This is a genomic window from Mesorhizobium sp. M0522 (genome assembly GCF_040321085.1).
GTDB lineage: Bacteria > Pseudomonadota > Alphaproteobacteria > Rhizobiales > Rhizobiaceae > Mesorhizobium.
The window spans coordinates 52,635-70,221 of record NZ_JAMYQW010000017.1; the positions used below are offsets into that span (position 1 = coordinate 52,635).

The window sequence follows — 17,587 nt, forward strand, 5'->3', positions numbered from 1 at the left end:
GGCCTGCCGCCTGCTTTTCGACACAGCCAATGACGGATGCCCGCAACCGCTGGTAATCTTCTCGGAAGGATGGCGATGCGATCGCGCTTTGGATTTCTCGCGGCGCTGCTCCTGAGCGCCGTGCCGGCCGCGGCACAGCAATGCGGCGGCGATTTCGAGGCATGGAAGCAGGGCGTGGCGGCGGAAGCCAGGGCGGCCGGCGTCGGCGCTGCCGGCCTTTCTGCGCTGGAAAACGCCACCCTCGATGAAAAGGCGCTGGCACGCGACCGTGCCCAGGGCGTCTTCACCCAGACCTTCATCGAATTCTCGAACCGTATGATCTCGTCCCATCGGCTGAAGCAAGGTGCGGCCAATCTGCAAAAATATGCCGAGGTCTTTGTCCGCGCCGATCGCGAATACGGCGTGCAGGCGCCGGTCATCGCCGCTTTCTGGGCCCTGGAGACCGATTTTGGCGCCGTGCAGGGCGATTTTCATACGCTGAACGCGCTGGTGAGCCTCTCGCATGACTGCCGCCGTCCGCAGTTGTTCCGGCCGCAGATCGTGCCGCTGCTGATGTTGATCGATCGCGGCGTGGTGCCGGCCGACGTGACCGGTGCCTGGGCCGGCGAGATCGGCCAGACGCAGATGTTGCCTTCCGACTATCTCGGCCACGGCGTCGACGGCGACGGCGATGGCTTGGTCGACCTGCGCGGCAGCGCGCCGGACGTGATCATGAGCACGGCCAGCAAGATCCAGTCGCGCGGCTGGAAGCGCGACCAGCCCTGGATCGAGGAAGTCCGTGTGCCCGACGATTTGCCGTGGGAGCAGACGGGACGCACCAACAAGCTGCCGTTGACGCAATGGAGCCAGTGGGGCGGTACCAGGCCCGACGGTACGCCGCTTCTCGACAACGGCCTGAAGGCCGGCCTGGCGCTGCCCATGGGTCGCAAGGGGCCAGCCTTCCTGACCTACGACAATTTCGACGTCTATCTCGAGTGGAACCAGTCCTTCACCTATGCCCTGACCGCGGCAAATCTTGCCGCCCGGCTGGGGGGTGCGCCGCGATTCGATCCGCGCAACCCCGAACCCGGCCTCAACGGCGACCAGATGAAGGCGCTGCAGACCAAGCTCGAGGCGAAAGGCTATGACGTCGGCACCGTCGACGGCATACTGGGCACCAACACCCGCGAAGCGATCCGCAAGGAGCAGAAGCGGCTGGGCCTGCCGGTCGACGGCTGGCCGACGCCGGAGCTGCTGGCCAGGCTGTGAAGGTGGTGAATGGTGAAAAGAATGGCACCGGAGCCGCATTGAGCACCAGAGCTACCACTATTCACTATTCACTATTCACTATTCACTATTCACTATTCACTATTCACTATTCACATCACCGCCTGGCAAGCAGGAAATCGATGAACGCTCGCAACGGCGCCGGAACCTGGCGGGAACTCGCGTGATATAGATAAAAACCCGGAAATCTCGGCGACCAGGCGTCGAGAAAGCGGATGAGCTTTCCCGCTTCGATCCATGGCCGGACCTGATATTCCAGCATGTACGCCACGCCGACCCCATCCAGAACCGCCCCGATCATCAGTTCCGTATCGTTGATCGTCAGGCCGCCGCTGACGGCCACTTCCAAAGCACGTTGGCCTCGGGCGAACTCCCACCGGTAGATGTTGCCGCCGCTGGGCCACTGGAAATTGATGCACTGGTGGTGATGCAGGTCCGCGGGGTGACGCGGTATCGGGTGATGCTCCAGATAGCTCGGCGCCGCCACTGCGGCCATCTCGAGTTCCTCGCTGAGTTTCACCGCCACCATGTCCTTGTGCAGCCGCTCACCCAATCTGATTCCGGCATCGAAGCGGCCCTCGACGATGTCGGTGAGCATGTCGTCGACAATGATTGTGAGGGCGATATCGGGATAGGCGCGGCGGAAATCGCCGAGGATCGGCGCGATGAAACGCGTGGCGGCAATGCGCGGAACATTGATGCGCAGCGAGCCTGCCGGCCGGCCGCGTGATGCATGCGCGTCGGCGACGGCCCCTTCCAGTTCGCTGAACGCCGGTGCGATGCGGGCAAACAGCTTCTCGCCCTCAGCCGTCGGCGACATGCTGCGCGTGGTGCGGTTGAGCAGGCGGACACCGAGACGCTCTTCCAGCCCGCGTATCGTCTGGCTGAGTGCTGGAGGCGAAATCCTGAGCTTGGCCGCGGCGCGGACGAAGCTGCCCTCTTCGATGATTGCTGCAAATGCCGTGAGTTCGGAAAACTCGGTTCCGCGCATTATGTACCCCAGGCTTAACAAGTCAGTAAGATAATAGGCTATTCTCTGAGCAATACCATGCCCATAGCTTTCCCTGGAACGCCGCTCGATCGAGGCGGCCGTAATCAGACGGAAGGAACAGCCATGCATCGTCCACTCGAAGGCAAAACCGCACTTGTGACCGGCAGCTCGCGCGGCATCGGGCGCGCCATCGCCGAGGGGCTCGCGGCCAAGGGTGCTGCCGTGGTCGTCAACTATGTCGGCAACGAGAAGGCCGCCAGGGAAGTGGTTGCCTCTATTGAAGGGAATGGCGGAAAAGCCGTTGCCATCCAGGCGGATGTCTCCAGCATTCCCGACATTCGCAAGTTGTTCGACGAAACCGAAAGGCAGATGGGGCCGATTGACATCGTCGTCGCCAATGTCGGCGTCGCCGTCATAAAGCCGCTCGTCGAGGCCACCGAAGCGGATTTCGATCATGTCTTCGGCGCCAATGCCAAGGGCACCTTCTTCACGCTTCAGGAAGCGGCGCGCCGCGTTCGCGACGGTGGTCGCATCGTTGCCGTTTCCACCGGTGGAACCAGGATGTTCTTCACGCAGACGGCGCTTTATCTCGGCAGCAAGGGAGCCGTCGAGCAGTTCGTTCGCGTCCTCTCGCGCGAACTCGGCCCGCGCGCCGTTACCGTGAATGCGCTTTCACCAGGCTTCACCGACACCGACCTGCTTCCCGAACGGGACCGGGCCGTGGCCGCCGGCATGTCGCCCTTCGACCGGATCGGAGCGCCGCGCGACGTCGCCGATGTCGCGGTTTTCCTGGCTTCGGACGAAGCTCGCTGGCTGACCGGCGAGAACATCCAGGCTGGCGGTGGCGTGGCCTGACTGAATGGTGAATGGTGAATGGTGAATGGTGAATGGTGAATGGTGAATGGTGAATGGTGAATGGTGAATGGTGAATGGTGAATGGTGAAGATTCACGGGAGCGGGACGGAACGCAAGAACTACTTCTATTCACTATTCACTATTCACTATTCACTATCCAACCATTAACTAATCCGCCATCGTCTCCAGGCTGGCGAACCCCTGCGGCGCATCGCCTTCGTCGAACGGCGTCGCCACCTCGACGAAGGTGTCGGGATAGAAGCCGTTGAACCGTGTTCTGAGCGACAGCGAATAGGCGCCGATATGGCCGATCTCGATCCAATCGCCGGTATCGACGGTTTCGGGCAGCCAGAACGGCCGCGACAATATATCGACGGAATCGCAGGTCGCGCCGCAGACCTTGAACGGCACGATGGTCTTGTCCTCGCCATTGCGCGAGCGGATCGCCGGATCGGGGATGAAGCGCGCCGGCAGCGTGATCTTGCCGGTCCATGAATCCGACAGCGACGCCCAGATGCCGTCATTGATGTAGAGCCTTTTGCCCTTGCGCAGCAGCACGCGCACGATCAGCGACAGGCAGCGAGCCACGATCACCCGGCCCGGCTCGGCCACCAGCGGCATCTGGTCGAACTGGTACTCCTGGAGGTCGCCCGACAGCCGCGACATGATCTGGCCGAGCGACGGCATTTCCGGCTTGCGGCTGTTCGGATCATGACCGTATTCGGCCGGAAAGCCGCCGCCGACATCGAGCCCGGCAATGTCGAAACCGACGCGGTTGCGCACCCAGTCGGCGGAGGCCAGCGCCCGCTCATAGGTGTCGGGATCCTCTATCTGGCTGCCGACGTGAAAGCACAGCCCGACCTTGTAGCCCGTCCGGTTCAGCCGTTCGGCCAGTTCGACCGCATTGGCCGGTCCGGCGCCGAACTTCTTCGACAGTTCGTAGGCCGCCGAGCCTTTCGTCTGGATGCGCACGAACACGGTGATGGCGCCCGGATCGATGTCGAGCGCCCGCACCACCCTGGTCAGCTTGGTGATCTCGTCCTCATGGTCGAGCGAAATGACGCGGATGGCGTATTTTTCCAGCGCCAGCCTGATGTCCGACTGCGCCTTGACCGGGTGCATGTAGAGCATCTCGGCGTCCGGCGAGACGGCGCGCACGGCAGCGAATTCGCCGGGCGAGGCCACGTCGAAGGCACTGACGCCGGCCTCGACCAGGGCGTTGAGCACGATCCGCTCGCCATTGGTCTTGACCGCATAGGCGGTCTTGCCGGGAAACATGCCCATGAACTGTTTGGCGTCCGCCTTCAGCACCTGCGGGCGGAAGCAATAGATCGGATCGTCCGGGCGAAGCGCCAGCGCTGCCTCGCGGGCATTTTCGAATCGCTGCATGGACGAATCCCTTGACTGAGGCTGCGCACAATTAATCCAAGCTAGCGGCTAATGAAAACAATTCTATGTCTCGCCGCCCTGGCTTCGCGGCGCTACGCCGGTGCTGCACGCCGAGTTATGAGCGAGCTAGGCCATCGCTCAGGTTTCGGGTGGCCCTTGCGGCCGGATCGGGTATGGCGTGAACAGACGCCTGAAGAGCAAGGCATCTCGTCTGGGAGGACGACCAATGGCGATAGCTGCCACCACCACGATGCGCGGTCCGATGGTGCTCAAGGACTGGGCGCAGCTTCTGCTGCTCGGCGCCATCTGGGGCGGCTCGTTCTTCTTTGCCCGTATTGCGGTAGCGGAACTTCCGCCGCTGGTGCTGGTGCTGTTCCGCGTCACCATAGCGGCGATCGCGTTGCAGCTCTATCTTGCGGTCCGCGGCCCGTCGTTTCGCCTCGCCTTGCCGCATGCCGGCCTGTTCTTCCTGCTGGCGCTCGCCAACAATGTCATTCCTTTCTCGCTGATCTTTGCCGGCCAGACCGAGCTTGGCGCCGGTGTCGCCTCGGTGCTCAATTCGACGACGCCGTTCTGGACGCTGATCCTCGCCAACGCCCTGACCAGCGACGAAAAGCTGTCGTGGAACAAGCTTGCCGGCATCGCCCTTGGTATCGCGGGAACGGCGGTGATGATCGGCCCCGGCCTCGTCGCCGGGCTCGGCGGTCCGGTCTGGGCGAAATTCGCGCTCATCGGAGCGTCGCTATCCTATGCGGCTGCACTGATGATTGCCCGCCGCCTCAAGGGCGTGCCGTCACCGGTCATTGCCGCCGGACAATTGACCTGCTCGACCATCATCATGATCCCGGTCGTTCTGTTCACCTATGATGCCGCCAATCTGTTTTCGGCCTCGCCGCCGGTCTGGGCGGCGGTGCTGGCACTGGCGCTGCTGTCGACGGCCTTCGCCTACATCCTCTATTTCAATCTCGTCGCCTCGACCGGCGCCACCAACGCCTCGCTGGTCACGCTCATCGTGCCGGCCAGTGCCATCCTGCTCGGCTTCCTGTTCCTGGGCGAGCGGCTCGAACTGTTCGAACTCGGCGGCATGGCGCTGATCGCCCTCGGCCTCGTCACCATCGATGGTCGCCTGTTCGGGCGGCGCTAATGCATGTCGCGCAAAGGTGTGCAGCGGTTTTGCGATAACGACATGCATAGAACAAGAACCTAAAGCGCGTCGCACGAGGCCGGTCGAACGCGACGCGCTTTAGAGATGGCGCTATATGGGCGTGATCGCGGGAACAGATGAACCCTGCCATTCCAGACGCCAGATACCGCCTTGCCGGAGATTCTGAACGAGATCGGGAAGGAAGGCGGCAAGGCAGGTCCCGCCGACATGTCTCACGGAAGGATACACAAGACCGGTCGCGGCGTCTTGCTTGCGGAGTTGCTTCGCCAGCGCCTGACCGGCAGGATAGGCTAAGACAGTATCCGGATCGAGCACCGGGTCCTTGCTGAACTCAGCACCGCGCAGATCGTGAAACGAGCCTATGAAGTCGGCAACGAGCTCCGCGTAGTCGGTGACGTTTTCAAACCGTTCGATCGCGGCAAGCTCGCGCGTCAGATGAAACGAGACCTCGCCGAGCGCGGTTTCCGCATCGAACCCACAGTACCAGACGCCCCTGGCATCATCGTTGAAACGATTGCCGCCCGGACGGGTGTAAGCGAACGCCGCATTGATGAAGGTGTAGCCCGGCCTCCCGAAAACCAGTTCGCGCGGATCGAGGTCGGGCAATCCCCCTTGCTGCGCCTGAAGGCGGCCGCTGGTGGCTCCTTCGAGCTCCGCAAGGTCCTCCAAATCTCCATGATCCCTGGCCAATGGCATCAGGACCGGTTCCTTGAGCCTGCCTGTCGAAATCAGCCGGATCGTGTCGCGCTGGGAAATGTCAGCGCGCGGCGGGATCTGCATTCAAAGTCCACCGCGCAAAGCGTCGATATGTTGGCGAACCTGCAGCAGCTTCGGAATGCCGCCCTCGATCATAACGTCCAGGGGGCGCCGGCCACCATAAAGAGGCCCTTTGTTCGGCAACCGCACCCATTCATCGGCAAGCGCTTCGGAGAACAGAAGCCGCAGTCCCTTGAAGATGCCGATCAGGGCGCTGATGCGTGTCAGCGAATCCTGGGAGAGAACGCCCTCCCACTCGCCTTTCTTCATGCGGAACCAGGTTCTCTCCGACACGTCGCCGATCAAGGTACAGATCTCGGTGCTGGTCAGATGCCAGATGTCTGCGAGCCTGACGATGCCGGCAACAGCCGCTGGCGTGAGCCGCGCCCGTGCCGAGGCATCCGCCAGATTTGCCGGCAAAGCCTGATTTGCAGGATCGCGAACCGCATAAGCGACACTCATTCCGACCTCCATCACTTGGCAGTCAATATACTGCCAATTGGCAGAAAATTCAAGTCCTGGCTATCTCACAACGCTGCCGATTGCCCACCGCATTCGTATAGAGTGCGTATAGCGTGCAGCATCCGGTTGGATGCGCAAAGGACGCGTCGAATCTTCAGTCGTTCCGAAAATCGATTCCGATTTCTGCCGCGGTAGCGCTGCCATTCTCGTGCTGCCACGGCTTTGCCACAAATTATTCACAGGTCCCGAGCCGGCTTTTGACAAAGAGTTTCAATGCCTAACGGCAAACGGCAGGTCGCAAATTCCACAATCTCGTCGCATTGCAGCAAAGTTTCTGCTTGCCTGTGGCACAAATGACCCTAGACTCTCGCCATAGCTCTTTAAGAGGAGGCTATGACATGGGACTGACGAGGCCGATCAACGCATTGATGATTTGTGCTGCGTTTGCATTCATCGGCGCCCTCATTATGGGCGTCCTTCCATAAAGCCGCTGAGCGGGGGAAGACCAGCACCGAATAGTCCAAACCATTTGAAAGGCCGGGCGTTTTGCCCGGCCTTTTGCATTCCCCCGATCTTTGACATTTCAAAAAGGAGCTTGCCGCCTTACGCCGCGGCGGATCCCGCCGCCTCGACTTCGTGCGACCTGATGCCGATCATGTGGCAGATGGCGAAGACCAGATCGGCCCGGTTCATCGTGTAGAAGTGGAAATCGCCGACGCCGCGCTCGACAAGGTCCAGCACCTGCTCGGCGGCCACGGCAGATGCCACCAGCGCATGCGTTTGCGGATCGTTCTGCAGCCCATCGAAGCGCTCGGCCAGCCATGCCGGCACCAATGCGCCGCACCGCGCCGAGAAGTTGGCGACCTGGGTGAAATTGTGCACCGGCAATATGCCCGGCACGATCGGTATGTAGATGCCGGCCCGCCGTGCCCGCTCGACATAGCGCTCATAGAGATCGTTGTCGAAGAAGAACTGGGTGATCGCCCGCGTCGCGCCGTTGTCGGCCTTGCGCTTCAGCATGTCGAAGTCGGTGGCGAAATCCGGACTCTCCGGATGCTTTTCCGGATAGGCCGAGACCGATATGTCGAAATCGCCGGCGCCCTTCAGCGCATCAACCAGTTCGGCGCCATTGGCATAGCCTTCCGGATGCGGCCGGTAGGCCGCGCCGACGCCCTCGGCCGGATCGCCGCGCAGGGCGACGAAACGCTTGACGCCCATATCGGCGAACTCCCGGATCACCGCATCGACCTCGTGACGCGCAGCATCGACGCAAGTCATGTGCGCCGCCGGCGTCAGCGTCGTTTCATTGAGGATGCGCTTGACGGTGCGGGCCGTCCGCTCGCGGGTCGAACCACCGGCGCCATAGGTGACCGAGACGAATTTCGGCTTGAGCGGCTCAAGCCGGGTGACCGTGTCCCACAGCCTTGCTTCCATCTCATCGTTTTTCGGCGGAAAGAACTCGAACGAAACCCTGACCTTGTCGCCGATGTCGGGGCGGCGGGAGAAGCGGAACTGGTTCATCAGGCGGTTTCCCCTATCGGATACGCATTGGCCGGTTGTCTGTCGTTGGAAGGCTCGGCAATCAGCATGCGCCGATCGCGGCCGAGCCAGAGTTTGACGGTGAGCTTGGCCTCGTTGCCGCCGCGCGGCTCGAATTCCTGGCTGTCCTCAAGGTCGAGGCCGGCCTCGGAAAACCAGTCGCCAATTTGCCGGTCGGAAAAGCCGAGACGCATATGCGCGTGCTCCTCGCGCAAGAACTCCAGCGCGTGCGGCGCGAAATCGACGATCACCAGCCGGCCGGCCGGGCGCAACAGACGCGCCGCCTCGCGGATGGCGCGGGCGGGATCGTCGAGATAATGCAGCACCTGATGGATGGTAACGAGATCAAAGGCGTCGCGTTCGACCGGTGGCGCAAAAATGTCGCCCTGGCGCACTTGCGCATTCGAAACGCCGGCCTTGTCGAGATTGGCGCGCGCCACCGTCAGCATCTCGCGCGACATGTCGATGCCGACACCGCGCCGATAGAGCGGCGAAAAGATCTCGAGCAGCCGTCCGGTGCCGGTGCCGAGATCGAGCATCGACTGGAACGGCCGCTTGCCGACGAGCTTGATGAGAGCTGCTTCGACGGCGCGATCCGGCACATGCAGCGAGCGGATATGGTCCCAGCTTGCGGCGTTTACCGAGAAATATTCGGCAGCCCGGTCCTGCCGCTTGCGCTTGACTGCGGCCAGCCGTTCGAGATCACGCTCGACCTGCGGATCGGCGCCGCGGATGCCGGAGACCAGCCTGAGCACGAAATCGCGCGACGCGTCGGAATCCGATAACCGGAAGAACGCCCACGAGCCCTCCTGGTAGCGGCCGATCAGCCCTGCCTCCAGCAGCAATTTCAAATGGCGCGAGACGCGCGGCTGCGACTGGCCGAGGATTTCGGTGAGATCTGAAACGGTCAGATCGCCGCGCGACAGCAGCGCCAATATGCGCAGCCGGCTGGATTCCGCCGCCGCCTTCAATGTATCTACCATCGTGTCGAGAGCGACATGCATGCGAGCATTCTCTTTGAAAAGATATAAACATATGTTTATGTCGGTTTGGATAGGCTTGCAAGCGCTATGTCGCTTCCGGACAAGAAAATGACGCATGCGTGGCGGATCGCGCAAAAACGGACGCATGATCGAGGCGAGAACCATGTTCGAGACGCGCAGCGGCGAAAAGCTCCTGGAAACCGACCCGGCAACGATGCCGCCGGATGGCCATGTCGTCTTCATCGGCCGCATCGCCTCGCCGTGGACGACACGGGAAACTTGCCCCAAGAACATGAAGGCCGCGCGGGAGACGGGACAGCCGGCGCACTTGGTCATCAACCCGCCTTATCGTGATGGCTTGCTTGGGCTGGAACGCGCCAGCCACGTGATCGTCCTGTCCTGGCTGCACCATGCACCGCGGCAACTGATTGTCCAGAAACCCCGCCATGCCACGGAGCCGAAAGGCGTCTTTTCGCTGCGCTCCCCTGCCCGGCCGAACCCAATTGGGCTGCATGTCGCCAGGCTGGTTGGCGTCGACATCGACACCGGCCGCGTCGATCTCGATGCCATCGACGTGCTCGACGGCACGCCGGTCATCGACATCAAGCCTTATTTCGCCTCGACCGATGCCTTCGCCGAGGCGACCATGTCCGGGCGGGACGAGTCGTCCAGATCGGGCGAGCCCCCCAGATGGGATGAGCAGTGAGCGCGCCGACCGGCCGCCGCCGCGCTATCGCCAAGGCGCTGACAGCGCTCCTGCCGCTGGCGCCCTATGCCGACATGGAAAATATCCGTGCCGATGCCGGCGCCGTGCACATGAAGAGCTTGCCGCCGAGCATTGCCGTATGGCTGGCGACGATTGCGCATATTCGCCACGCCCACACCGACTACGAAAAGCTGCTGGCCGAAGGCTATGACCGCGATTCCGCGCGCTTCTTCGTCATCGAACAGACCAACATCGTGCTCACCCGCTGGCGCGCCACCCGGCTGCTCGACGATGAGGATGAGGCGTAGAGAATGGCAGGCACACGCGTCGAGTTCTGCGGCGCTTCACCGTTGTGATTGGCGAAATCGAGAGGTGACGGCCAATCTCCCCCCAAGTGGGGGAGATGTCCGGCAGGACAGAGAGGGGCGCTGTCCCGCCGACCTCAGGTCGGCAACATCGGAACTTTCAAAGCCTGAAATAAAAAACCCGCCTCGGTGGGCGGGTCGTCGGTGCGAATCAGCACCATATCCAAATTAGTAGCATAGCTGCCGGCACAAAGCAAGAACAAAATACGCCGTGACTAGAGGTCGCGTTCCTTCGCGCCCCCCTCTGTCCTGCCGGACACATCTCCCCCCACGAGGGGGAGATTGGCAGCTTCGGCGCCTCGCTCGGTCAGCAACGTTGGAGATTGGCGAAAGCCGAGATGACGGCCAATCTCCCCCCTCGTGGGGGAGATGTCCGGCAGGACAGAGGGGGGCACGAAGGAACGCGGCTTTGACTGGCAATGCCGCCTTGCCTGGAAAACAACTAGGCCCGGTAAATCCACTGCTCCGGCACGCGTACCGAAATCTCCTCGCCGGCCGTGATCGTGCCGGGCTTCTCGACCCAGGCGACGAGCCCACGCAAGCGCTTCGCCGCCTTCGGGAACAGCAGCGCTCCGGCCTCATGGTCGGGCATCCCGGCATTTTCGGCGACCGACCGGCCGGCGATCCGGCAAGGCCCGTTCTGCGCGTCGATCTTGACGGTCGCGCCGCCTTTGAAGAACAGCTGCGTGCCGGTCGGCAGCATCGAGAGGTGCGGCAGGCCTTCGATCAGGAGATTGGCGCCGATCCATTCCGGCTTGATCTCGGCGATGCCCATCCGTTCGGCGACGATTGCCAGTTCGTCCGCTGCCACGATCGACAATTGCCGCTCGTTGCGCATCTCGGTGCCGCGCGGATACCAGGGTTCCCGCCCGCCGGAGCGCCGCGTCGTGCCGGCATGGAAATCGCCTTCAATGCCGTCGAAACCGAGTTGCAGCGTATCCACCGCTCGTGTCTCAAAACGATCGAACGGTGCGAGGTAAAGCGCTGCCACCCTGGCGGCGAGTTTTCGCGACGGGACGATCTCGACCGGAGTTTCGGCTTCGGGAAAAAGATCCAGCATGGGTTCGTGCCTCGCGTGATACGCGCAATTAGCCGCGGTCAGCTCATCAGGTCCAGTCGAAAGCGCTGATGCTCCGATCAAGACGGCTGATGCGACTATGCCAGGCGCGTTCCGATGCTGGTGCCGTTCGCGCCGAGCTAATGCATGTCGCCCAAAAGCATGCCCTCGGGCTTGAACCGAGGGTGTGCAGCGGTTTTGGGACAACGACATGCGTAAAACAAAATCTAAAGCATGCGCAATAGCGCGCCGCCGATCGAGTAGCCGGCGCCGAAGGCGCAGAGCAGGCCGTAGTCGCCGGCCTTCATGTCGGCATGGTTCTCCGACAGGGCGATGATGGCACCGGCGGCGGCGGTGTTGCCGAGGCGCTCCAGCACCATCGGCGCGCGGTCGTGGTCGACGTCATGGCCGAACGACAGTTTCAGGATCATGGCGTTCATCCGCGCATTGGCCTGATGCAGCCAGAAGCGCCGGATCGCTTGCGGCGTCAGCCCGTGCTCGGCCAGGAATTCGACGATGAATTTGTGGCCGGCAACGGTGACTTCCTTGAACACCTTGTTGCCGATCTGCTTGATCAGATTGCCTTCCAGATCGATCATATACGGATCGTCCTGGGTGGCGCGGGTATAGTAACCGAGATTGGTGCGGATGCTGTTCGACATCTGCGTCCAGGCGCGCGTGTCGAGCACCTCGAAGCGCCCCGGCCGCTTCTCGCCCTGGGCAAGCCCTTCGACGATCATCGACACGGAAGCGTCGCCGAAGATGAAATGCGTCTGCCGGTCGCGAAAATTAAGATGCCCGGTGATGATCTCCGGCGTCGTCACCAGCACGCGTTTATGCGCCCCCGCCCGCACCAGATTGACCGCGATGTGCAACGCCGCTGCTGCCGAAGAGCAGCCAAGCCCCATATCGAAGCCGGCGCCTTTCGTACCCAGCGCCTGCTGCATTTCGATGGCGATCGCCGGATAGGGCCGCTGATGGTGTGAGGCCGAGCAGATCACCAGGTCGATATCGCCAGGCTTCAGCCCGGCGTGATCGAGCGCCTTGCCGGCCGAGGCGATGCCGAACTCGGCCTCCAGCGACAGCGCATCGTCGGGCCGCGCCGGGAAGCGCGGCGCCATGCGGGTCGGGTCGAGGATGCCTTCCCGTTCGATGACGTGGCGGGTCTGGACGCCCGAGGCATGGACGATGAAGGCACTGTCCGATTTCTGTAGCAGCGGCTCGCCCGACACCTCACGCCGGATGTTCTCCATGTCCACCCAGGCGTTGAAGGTGGCGACGAGTTCCTCATTGGTGATCGAAGCTTCGGGGATTTCAACGCCGATGCCGCTGATGATGACGCGATGCATTTCCAGTTCGTCCCATGCGCAGGCGTTGCGGCTTCATGTCGACGCCGCAAAAAGCTCGGCGCAACCTCTTTTGCACCTAGCCAGTTTATGCCGGCTTAAATCAAGTCCCTGGGACGGGTCTTTACCAGGCGCAGAGCTTGGTATTGGTCTGCGGGTTGTTCCAGCAGGCACCGTCATCGCGGCTGCGCACGAATTGCCCGGGCAGCGGCACGTTGCGGCGGCCGAGATTGACATAGCCATAGGCAAAACCCGGTCCGTCGATTTCCAGGACGTAGGTCGGATAACCCGGCGCCGAGATGCGAAAGCTGCCGGCATCGTCCAGCGCCCGATAGTTGCACGAGAAATAGCCGTCGTCGCTGGCGAAGCAGCGCGCTCGCTTGGCCTCCGCCGATATAGACAAGGCAAGCACAGCGGCCGCACAAACACTGCCGCCGAAACCCATCTTTTTCAGTGTCATCATCCACCCCCATGGCCCATGAAGGGCCTTATCCCTGCCCCAGCGAGATGCGCATGACGGCGAAAGCCGGTCAAGCATCCGCTGCTGGCTGTTTTTGGGTGTAGCTAAGAGTTTCTAAGCAGAACGCCGCGCCACGATGAAGAGACGGGGAAAGCGCAGCAACACCTTGCCGCTTGCCGTTTTCGGATAGGCTTCGCTGATCCTGGCCGTGTAGCGCTTCAGGAAAAGCTGCCGCTCGTTCTCGTCGAGCGGATCGAGGAACGGCTTCAGCCCCGTCGACTTCACCCATTCGACGATCGCCTCGGCATCGGCCAGCGGATGGTTGTAGATCGTGTGCCAGATATCGAGCCGATCCGAGAATGGCGACAAAAGGTCGTAGTAGAACGCGACCGGCGGCAGCGGCGCGCGGGCCGCGCGCTCGAGCTTTTCGGCAAACGGCATCTCGGCCGCGGTCTCCCGCATCAGCCGGTGCGAAGGCTCGCCCATATTGTCCGGCATCTGCACGGCAAGCGCGCCGCCGGGCGCCAAAAATCCCATCAGCCGCTGGAAGACTGCCGGGTGCTCCGGCAGCCACTGAAACACCGCATTGGCAAAGATCACGTCGACCGGTTCGTTCGGCTGCCACGCCGCCGCATCCGCCAGCGCAAGGGTGACGCCGGGCAGGCGCGCCTTCGCCTTCTCGATCATGTCGAGGGAGGTATCGAAGCCGCTGATCTGCGCCTGCGGCCAGCGCTCGACCAGCAATTCGGTCGAATTGCCCGGCCCGCAGCCAATGTCGACCACCCGCCGCGGTTCCGGCACCGGCACCTGCGCAACGAGATCGCGCGCGGGGCGGGTGCGCTCGTCCTCGAACTTCAGGTAGAGGGCGGCGGACCAGTCGGCCATCTTGGTTCCTCAGATCATTTGAGAATTCGCCGCCCTGTAAATGTCCTACCGCGTCAGCCGCTTATACGTCATCCTGTGCGGGTTGACCGCGTCCGGGCCGAGGCGGCGGATCTTGTCCTGCTCGTAATCCTCGAAATTGCCTTCGAACCATTCGACGTGGCTGTCGCCCTCGAAGGCGAGGATGTGCGTCGCCAGGCGATCGAGAAACATGCGATCGTGCGAGATGATGACGGCGCAGCCGGCGAAGCTCTCGAGCGCGTCTTCAAGTGCAGCCAGCGTTTCGGTATCGAGATCGTTGGTCGGTTCGTCGAGCAGCAGCACATTGCCGCCGGTCTTCAGCATCTTGGCCAGATGCACGCGGTTGCGCTGGCCGCCGGACAGGTTGCCGACCTTCTGCTGCTGGTCGCCGCCGCGGAAATTGAACGACGCGCAATAGGCGCGGGTGTTGGCTTCGAATTTGCCGAGCTTGACCACTTCGGCGCCGCCCGAGATCTCTTCCCAGACCGTCTTGGTCGGGTCGAGCGCGTCGCGGCTCTGGTCGACATAACCGAGCTTGACCGTCTCGCCGACGCGGATGGTGCCGGCATCGGGCTTTTCCTGGCCGGTGATCATGCGGAACAGCGTCGTCTTGCCGGCGCCGTTCGGGCCGATGACGCCGACGATGCCGCCGGGCGGCAGCTTGAATTCGAGATCGTCGATCAAAAGCGTGTCGCCAAAGCCCTTCGAGAGGCCCTCGACCTCGATCACCACATTGCCGAGCCGCTCGCCATGCGGAATGACGATCTGGGTGTCGCTCGGACGCCGCTTGTCGGCTGCATCCAGCAGATCCTGGAACGCCTGGATACGGGCTTTCGACTTGGTCTGCCGGGCTTTCGGGCTGGACTGGATCCACTCGCGCTCGCGGCCGATCGCCCGCTGGCGCGCATCGTCCTCGCGGCCTTCCTGCTTGAGCCGCTTGGCCTTGGCTTCGAGATATTTGGTGTAGTTGCCTTCGTACGGGATACCGCGGCCGCGATCGAGCTCGAGGATCCAGCCGGTGACATTGTCGAGGAAGTAGCGATCGTGGGTGATGATCATCACCGCGCCCGGATAGGCGCGCAGATGCTTTTCCAGCCACGCCGTCGTCTCGGCGTCGAGATGGTTGGTCGGCTCGTCGAGCAGCAGAAGGTCGGGCTGGCGCAGCAAGAGCTGGCAAAGCGCGACGCGACGGCGTTCGCCGCCCGACAGCTTGGTGACATCGGCCTCCTTGGGCGGGCAGCCGAGTGCCTCCATCGCCATCTCGACCTGCTGTTCGAGATCCCAGAGGTTGAGCCGGTCCATCTCGTCCTGCAGCTTGGCCGACTCGTCCGCCGTCTCGTCGGAATAGTTCATCATCAATTCGTTGTAGCGCTCGATGATGGCGGTCTTGGCGGCGACGCCTTCCATGACGTTTTCGAACACGTTCTTGTTCGGATCGAGCGCCGGCTCCTGCGCCAGGTAACCGACGGTAGCACCCTCGGCCAGCCAGGCCTCGCCGCTCCACTCCTTGTCGATGCCGGCCATGATCTTGAGGATCGTCGACTTGCCGGCGCCGTTGGGGCCGAGGATGCCGATCTTGGCGTCCGGGTAGAAGGACAGATGGATGTTCTCGAGCACCTTCTTGGTGCCGTAGGCCTTGTTGAGGCCGGCCATGTGATAGATGAACTGGCGTGCCACGCGCGCTTTCCCTGAAAAGTCGACTGATGTCGGATTGGATGGAAGTTGGGGGCTATGTAAGCGATGCGGCCGCGAACGGCAAACAGTTTTGGCCCTAAAGCAATTCCAGGAAAAGCGTGAAACGGTTTTCCGTCCGGAATTGCGTCAAAACAAAAAAGATGGAGCGGTTCAGCGGTTCCGTGAAACGATGACCCGCTCCAGGCGGATTTGGTCGCACCCACAAACGCTTAGCCGCTTCATTTGGTGCGGACGCCCGGGCGAAAGCTCCGGTTAACCATTCCGCGTCAAACAATGTTGGATGGGAAATCGCTGGCAGCCGCGATTTCGGGGAGAGAGATCGGGCCGTGTTGAACAGTTTCCTGCTTTTTGCCGAAGCGGTTCTCTATTTCGGCATCATGGTCACGCTTTTCCGGTTCAGGGGCCGCATCGGCCTCGGCGTCTTTGTTTGCGCCCTTGGCGTCATGCATTTCCTGGAAACCTATCTCGCCAGCGTCTTCTACGTCGCGCTGCCGTTCGGCATGGTATCGCCGGGTTCGGCCGTGCTGTTTTCCGGCAAGCTGGTGATGCTTCTCCTGCTCTACATCAAGGAGGACGCGGCAACTGTCCGGCAGCCGATTTACGGCCTGCTGCTCGGCAATGCCCTGATGATCGGGCTCGTGCTGATCCTGCGCCTGCACGACATCGCACCGCTGCCCGACGGCAAGCTTCCCGACATCGGCTTCATCGACGAGATGGGCTGGCTGATGGTGTGGGGCACGACGCTGCTGTTCGTCGACGCCATCCTGATCATTCTGCTCTATGAAAAGCTCGGCAAATATCTGCGCAAGGCGCTTTTCACCCGCATCCTGGTCTCCGTCGCCTGCGTGCTCACCTTCGACCAGGCAGGCTTTTTCACGGCGCTGCATTTTGTCACCGGTGCGCCGGTCGCGGTGTTCTTCGGCGGCTGGTTCGCCAAGATGGCAGCGGCCCTGGTCTACAGCACCATGCTGGTCGCCTATATCAGGTGGTTCGAGGCGCGGCAGGTGCCGGCGCCGCGCGGGCTTTCCGACATTTTCGACACGCTGACCTATCGCGAGCGCTATGAGGCGCTGGTCGAGCATGTCGGTCGCGACGGCCTCACCGGCCTCCTGCACAGGGGGCGCTTCGACGGCGATGGCGAGGCCGCCGTCGCCGCCAGCCTGCGGACCGCCAGGCCGCTCAGCCTGCTGATCATCGATGTCGACCACTTCAAATCGATCAACGACCGCTTCGGCCACGCCGAGGGAGACAAGGTGCTGAAAGCCCTGGCGATTTTGCTTGGCGAACTTGTCGGGACCGAAGATCAATTGTTCAGGATCGGCGGTGAGGAATTCGCCATCCTCGGTTGGCGTCCGCAGCCGCTCGCCAGGCTGCTGGGCGAAACCGTCAGGCAAGCGGTCAAGACGTCCGCGAGCACCAGCCGGTTCGACATTACCGTCAGCGCCGGCATCTCGACGGTCAGCGAGACGACCCGTTGCCTTGCCGATCTCTTTGCGCTGGCCGACCAGCGTCTCTACAAGGCCAAATCCACGGGACGCGATCGCGTTGTCGGCGAACCGGGCGGCAACGAAGCAGACGCCCGCAACACATGGACCAGGCCGGAGCGCAGCGCCGGCGCGTAACGCTGCCCAGGCCTGCGATTGGCTCAA

17 protein-coding genes are annotated in these 17,587 nt (G+C 62.4%); 6 read left to right on the forward strand and 11 right to left on the reverse strand.

Annotation, left to right across the window (positions count from 1 at the left end; all coding sequences use genetic code 11):
* Positions 1-75 precede the first annotated feature (75 nt).
* A complete protein-coding gene (locus tag NKI58_RS19050) occupies positions 76-1,248 on the forward strand; it encodes a lytic murein transglycosylase (RefSeq protein ID WP_352786642.1) in 1,173 nt (390 codons plus the stop codon).
* A 115-nt stretch (positions 1,249-1,363) separates the two neighbouring features.
* On the opposite strand, the gene NKI58_RS19055 is transcribed toward NKI58_RS19050, so the two are convergent.
* The gene (locus NKI58_RS19055; protein WP_352589424.1) at positions 1,364-2,257 is read right to left on the reverse strand and encodes a LysR family transcriptional regulator; all 894 of its coding nucleotides are present in this window, start codon (positions 2,255-2,257) and stop codon (positions 1,364-1,366) included.
* Between the two features lie 123 nt (positions 2,258-2,380).
* Between NKI58_RS19055 and NKI58_RS19060 the strand changes: the two genes are divergently transcribed.
* Entirely contained in the window at positions 2,381-3,112 is a 732-nt protein-coding gene (locus tag NKI58_RS19060) for an SDR family oxidoreductase (RefSeq protein WP_352465175.1), read from the forward strand.
* Between the two features lie 168 nt (positions 3,113-3,280).
* Here the strand turns inward: NKI58_RS19060 and NKI58_RS19065 are convergent, their stop codons facing one another.
* Positions 3,281-4,501 carry an alanine racemase gene (locus tag NKI58_RS19065; protein ID WP_352786644.1) on the reverse strand — a complete coding sequence of 407 codons (1,221 nt, stop codon included), beginning with the start codon at positions 4,499-4,501 and terminating at the stop codon, positions 3,281-3,283.
* A 226-nt stretch (positions 4,502-4,727) separates the two neighbouring features.
* Between NKI58_RS19065 and NKI58_RS19070 the strand changes: the two genes are divergently transcribed.
* Positions 4,728-5,645 carry a DMT family transporter gene (locus tag NKI58_RS19070; protein ID WP_352786645.1) on the forward strand — a complete coding sequence of 306 codons (918 nt, stop codon included), beginning with the start codon at positions 4,728-4,730 and terminating at the stop codon, positions 5,643-5,645.
* 111 nt (positions 5,646-5,756) lie between these two features.
* Here the strand turns inward: NKI58_RS19070 and NKI58_RS19075 are convergent, their stop codons facing one another.
* From NKI58_RS19075 to NKI58_RS19090, 4 genes are all read right to left on the reverse strand, one after another.
* Positions 5,757-6,446, reverse strand: a complete 690-nt coding sequence (locus NKI58_RS19075) for an RES family NAD+ phosphorylase (protein ID WP_352786646.1) — start codon at positions 6,444-6,446, stop codon at positions 5,757-5,759.
* Positions 6,447-6,884: an MbcA/ParS/Xre antitoxin family protein gene (locus tag NKI58_RS19080; protein ID WP_023676794.1), complete on the reverse strand. Its 438-nt coding sequence runs from the start codon at positions 6,882-6,884 to the stop codon at positions 6,447-6,449.
* Between the two features lie 603 nt (positions 6,885-7,487).
* A complete protein-coding gene (gene metF / locus NKI58_RS19085) occupies positions 7,488-8,405 on the reverse strand; it encodes a methylenetetrahydrofolate reductase [NAD(P)H] (RefSeq protein WP_023676795.1) in 918 nt (305 codons plus the stop codon).
* On the reverse strand, positions 8,405-9,427 hold the full coding sequence (locus NKI58_RS19090) for an ArsR/SmtB family transcription factor (protein ID WP_023676796.1): 1,023 nt from the start codon (positions 9,425-9,427) through the stop codon (positions 8,405-8,407). The genes metF and NKI58_RS19090 overlap by 1 nt, the downstream gene beginning before the upstream one ends.
* A 142-nt stretch (positions 9,428-9,569) precedes the next feature.
* Here NKI58_RS19090 and tsaA point away from each other — a divergent pair, with 142 nt between their 5' ends.
* Together tsaA and NKI58_RS19100 are read left to right on the forward strand one after the other, a co-directional pair.
* A complete protein-coding gene (gene tsaA / locus NKI58_RS19095; protein WP_051406133.1) occupies positions 9,570-10,112 on the forward strand; it encodes a tRNA (N6-threonylcarbamoyladenosine(37)-N6)-methyltransferase TrmO in 543 nt (180 codons plus the stop codon).
* A complete protein-coding gene (locus tag NKI58_RS19100) occupies positions 10,109-10,420 on the forward strand; it encodes a DUF2293 domain-containing protein (RefSeq protein ID WP_023676798.1) in 312 nt (103 codons plus the stop codon). Before tsaA ends, NKI58_RS19100 begins: the two co-directional genes overlap by 4 nt.
* Before the next feature lie 499 nt (positions 10,421-10,919).
* Here NKI58_RS19100 and NKI58_RS19105 read toward each other — a convergent pair whose 3' ends face one another.
* The 5 genes from NKI58_RS19105 to ettA all read right to left on the reverse strand — a co-directional run bounded on the left by NKI58_RS19105 (position 10,920) and on the right by ettA (position 15,920).
* Entirely contained in the window at positions 10,920-11,537 is a 618-nt protein-coding gene (locus tag NKI58_RS19105) for an MOSC domain-containing protein (RefSeq protein ID WP_352786647.1), read from the reverse strand.
* Positions 11,538-11,761: 224 nt separating this feature from the next.
* Complete coding sequence (locus NKI58_RS19110) at positions 11,762-12,871, reverse strand: beta-ketoacyl-ACP synthase III (RefSeq protein WP_502896947.1); 1,110 nt, start codon at positions 12,869-12,871, stop codon at positions 11,762-11,764.
* Between the two features lie 133 nt (positions 12,872-13,004).
* A complete protein-coding gene (locus NKI58_RS19115) occupies positions 13,005-13,340 on the reverse strand; it encodes a hypothetical protein (RefSeq protein ID WP_352786649.1) in 336 nt (111 codons plus the stop codon).
* A gap of 114 nt (positions 13,341-13,454) precedes the next feature.
* On the reverse strand, positions 13,455-14,225 hold the full coding sequence (gene tam, locus NKI58_RS19120) for a trans-aconitate 2-methyltransferase (protein ID WP_352786650.1): 771 nt from the start codon (positions 14,223-14,225) through the stop codon (positions 13,455-13,457).
* 45 nt (positions 14,226-14,270) lie between these two features.
* Positions 14,271-15,920: an energy-dependent translational throttle protein EttA gene (gene ettA, locus NKI58_RS19125; RefSeq protein ID WP_292659428.1), complete on the reverse strand. Its 1,650-nt coding sequence runs from the start codon at positions 15,918-15,920 to the stop codon at positions 14,271-14,273.
* A gap of 344 nt (positions 15,921-16,264) precedes the next feature.
* Here ettA and NKI58_RS19130 point away from each other — a divergent pair, with 344 nt between their 5' ends.
* A complete protein-coding gene (locus NKI58_RS19130) occupies positions 16,265-17,560 on the forward strand; it encodes a GGDEF domain-containing protein (RefSeq protein WP_352786651.1) in 1,296 nt (431 codons plus the stop codon).
* Positions 17,561-17,587: the final 27 nt, after the last annotated feature.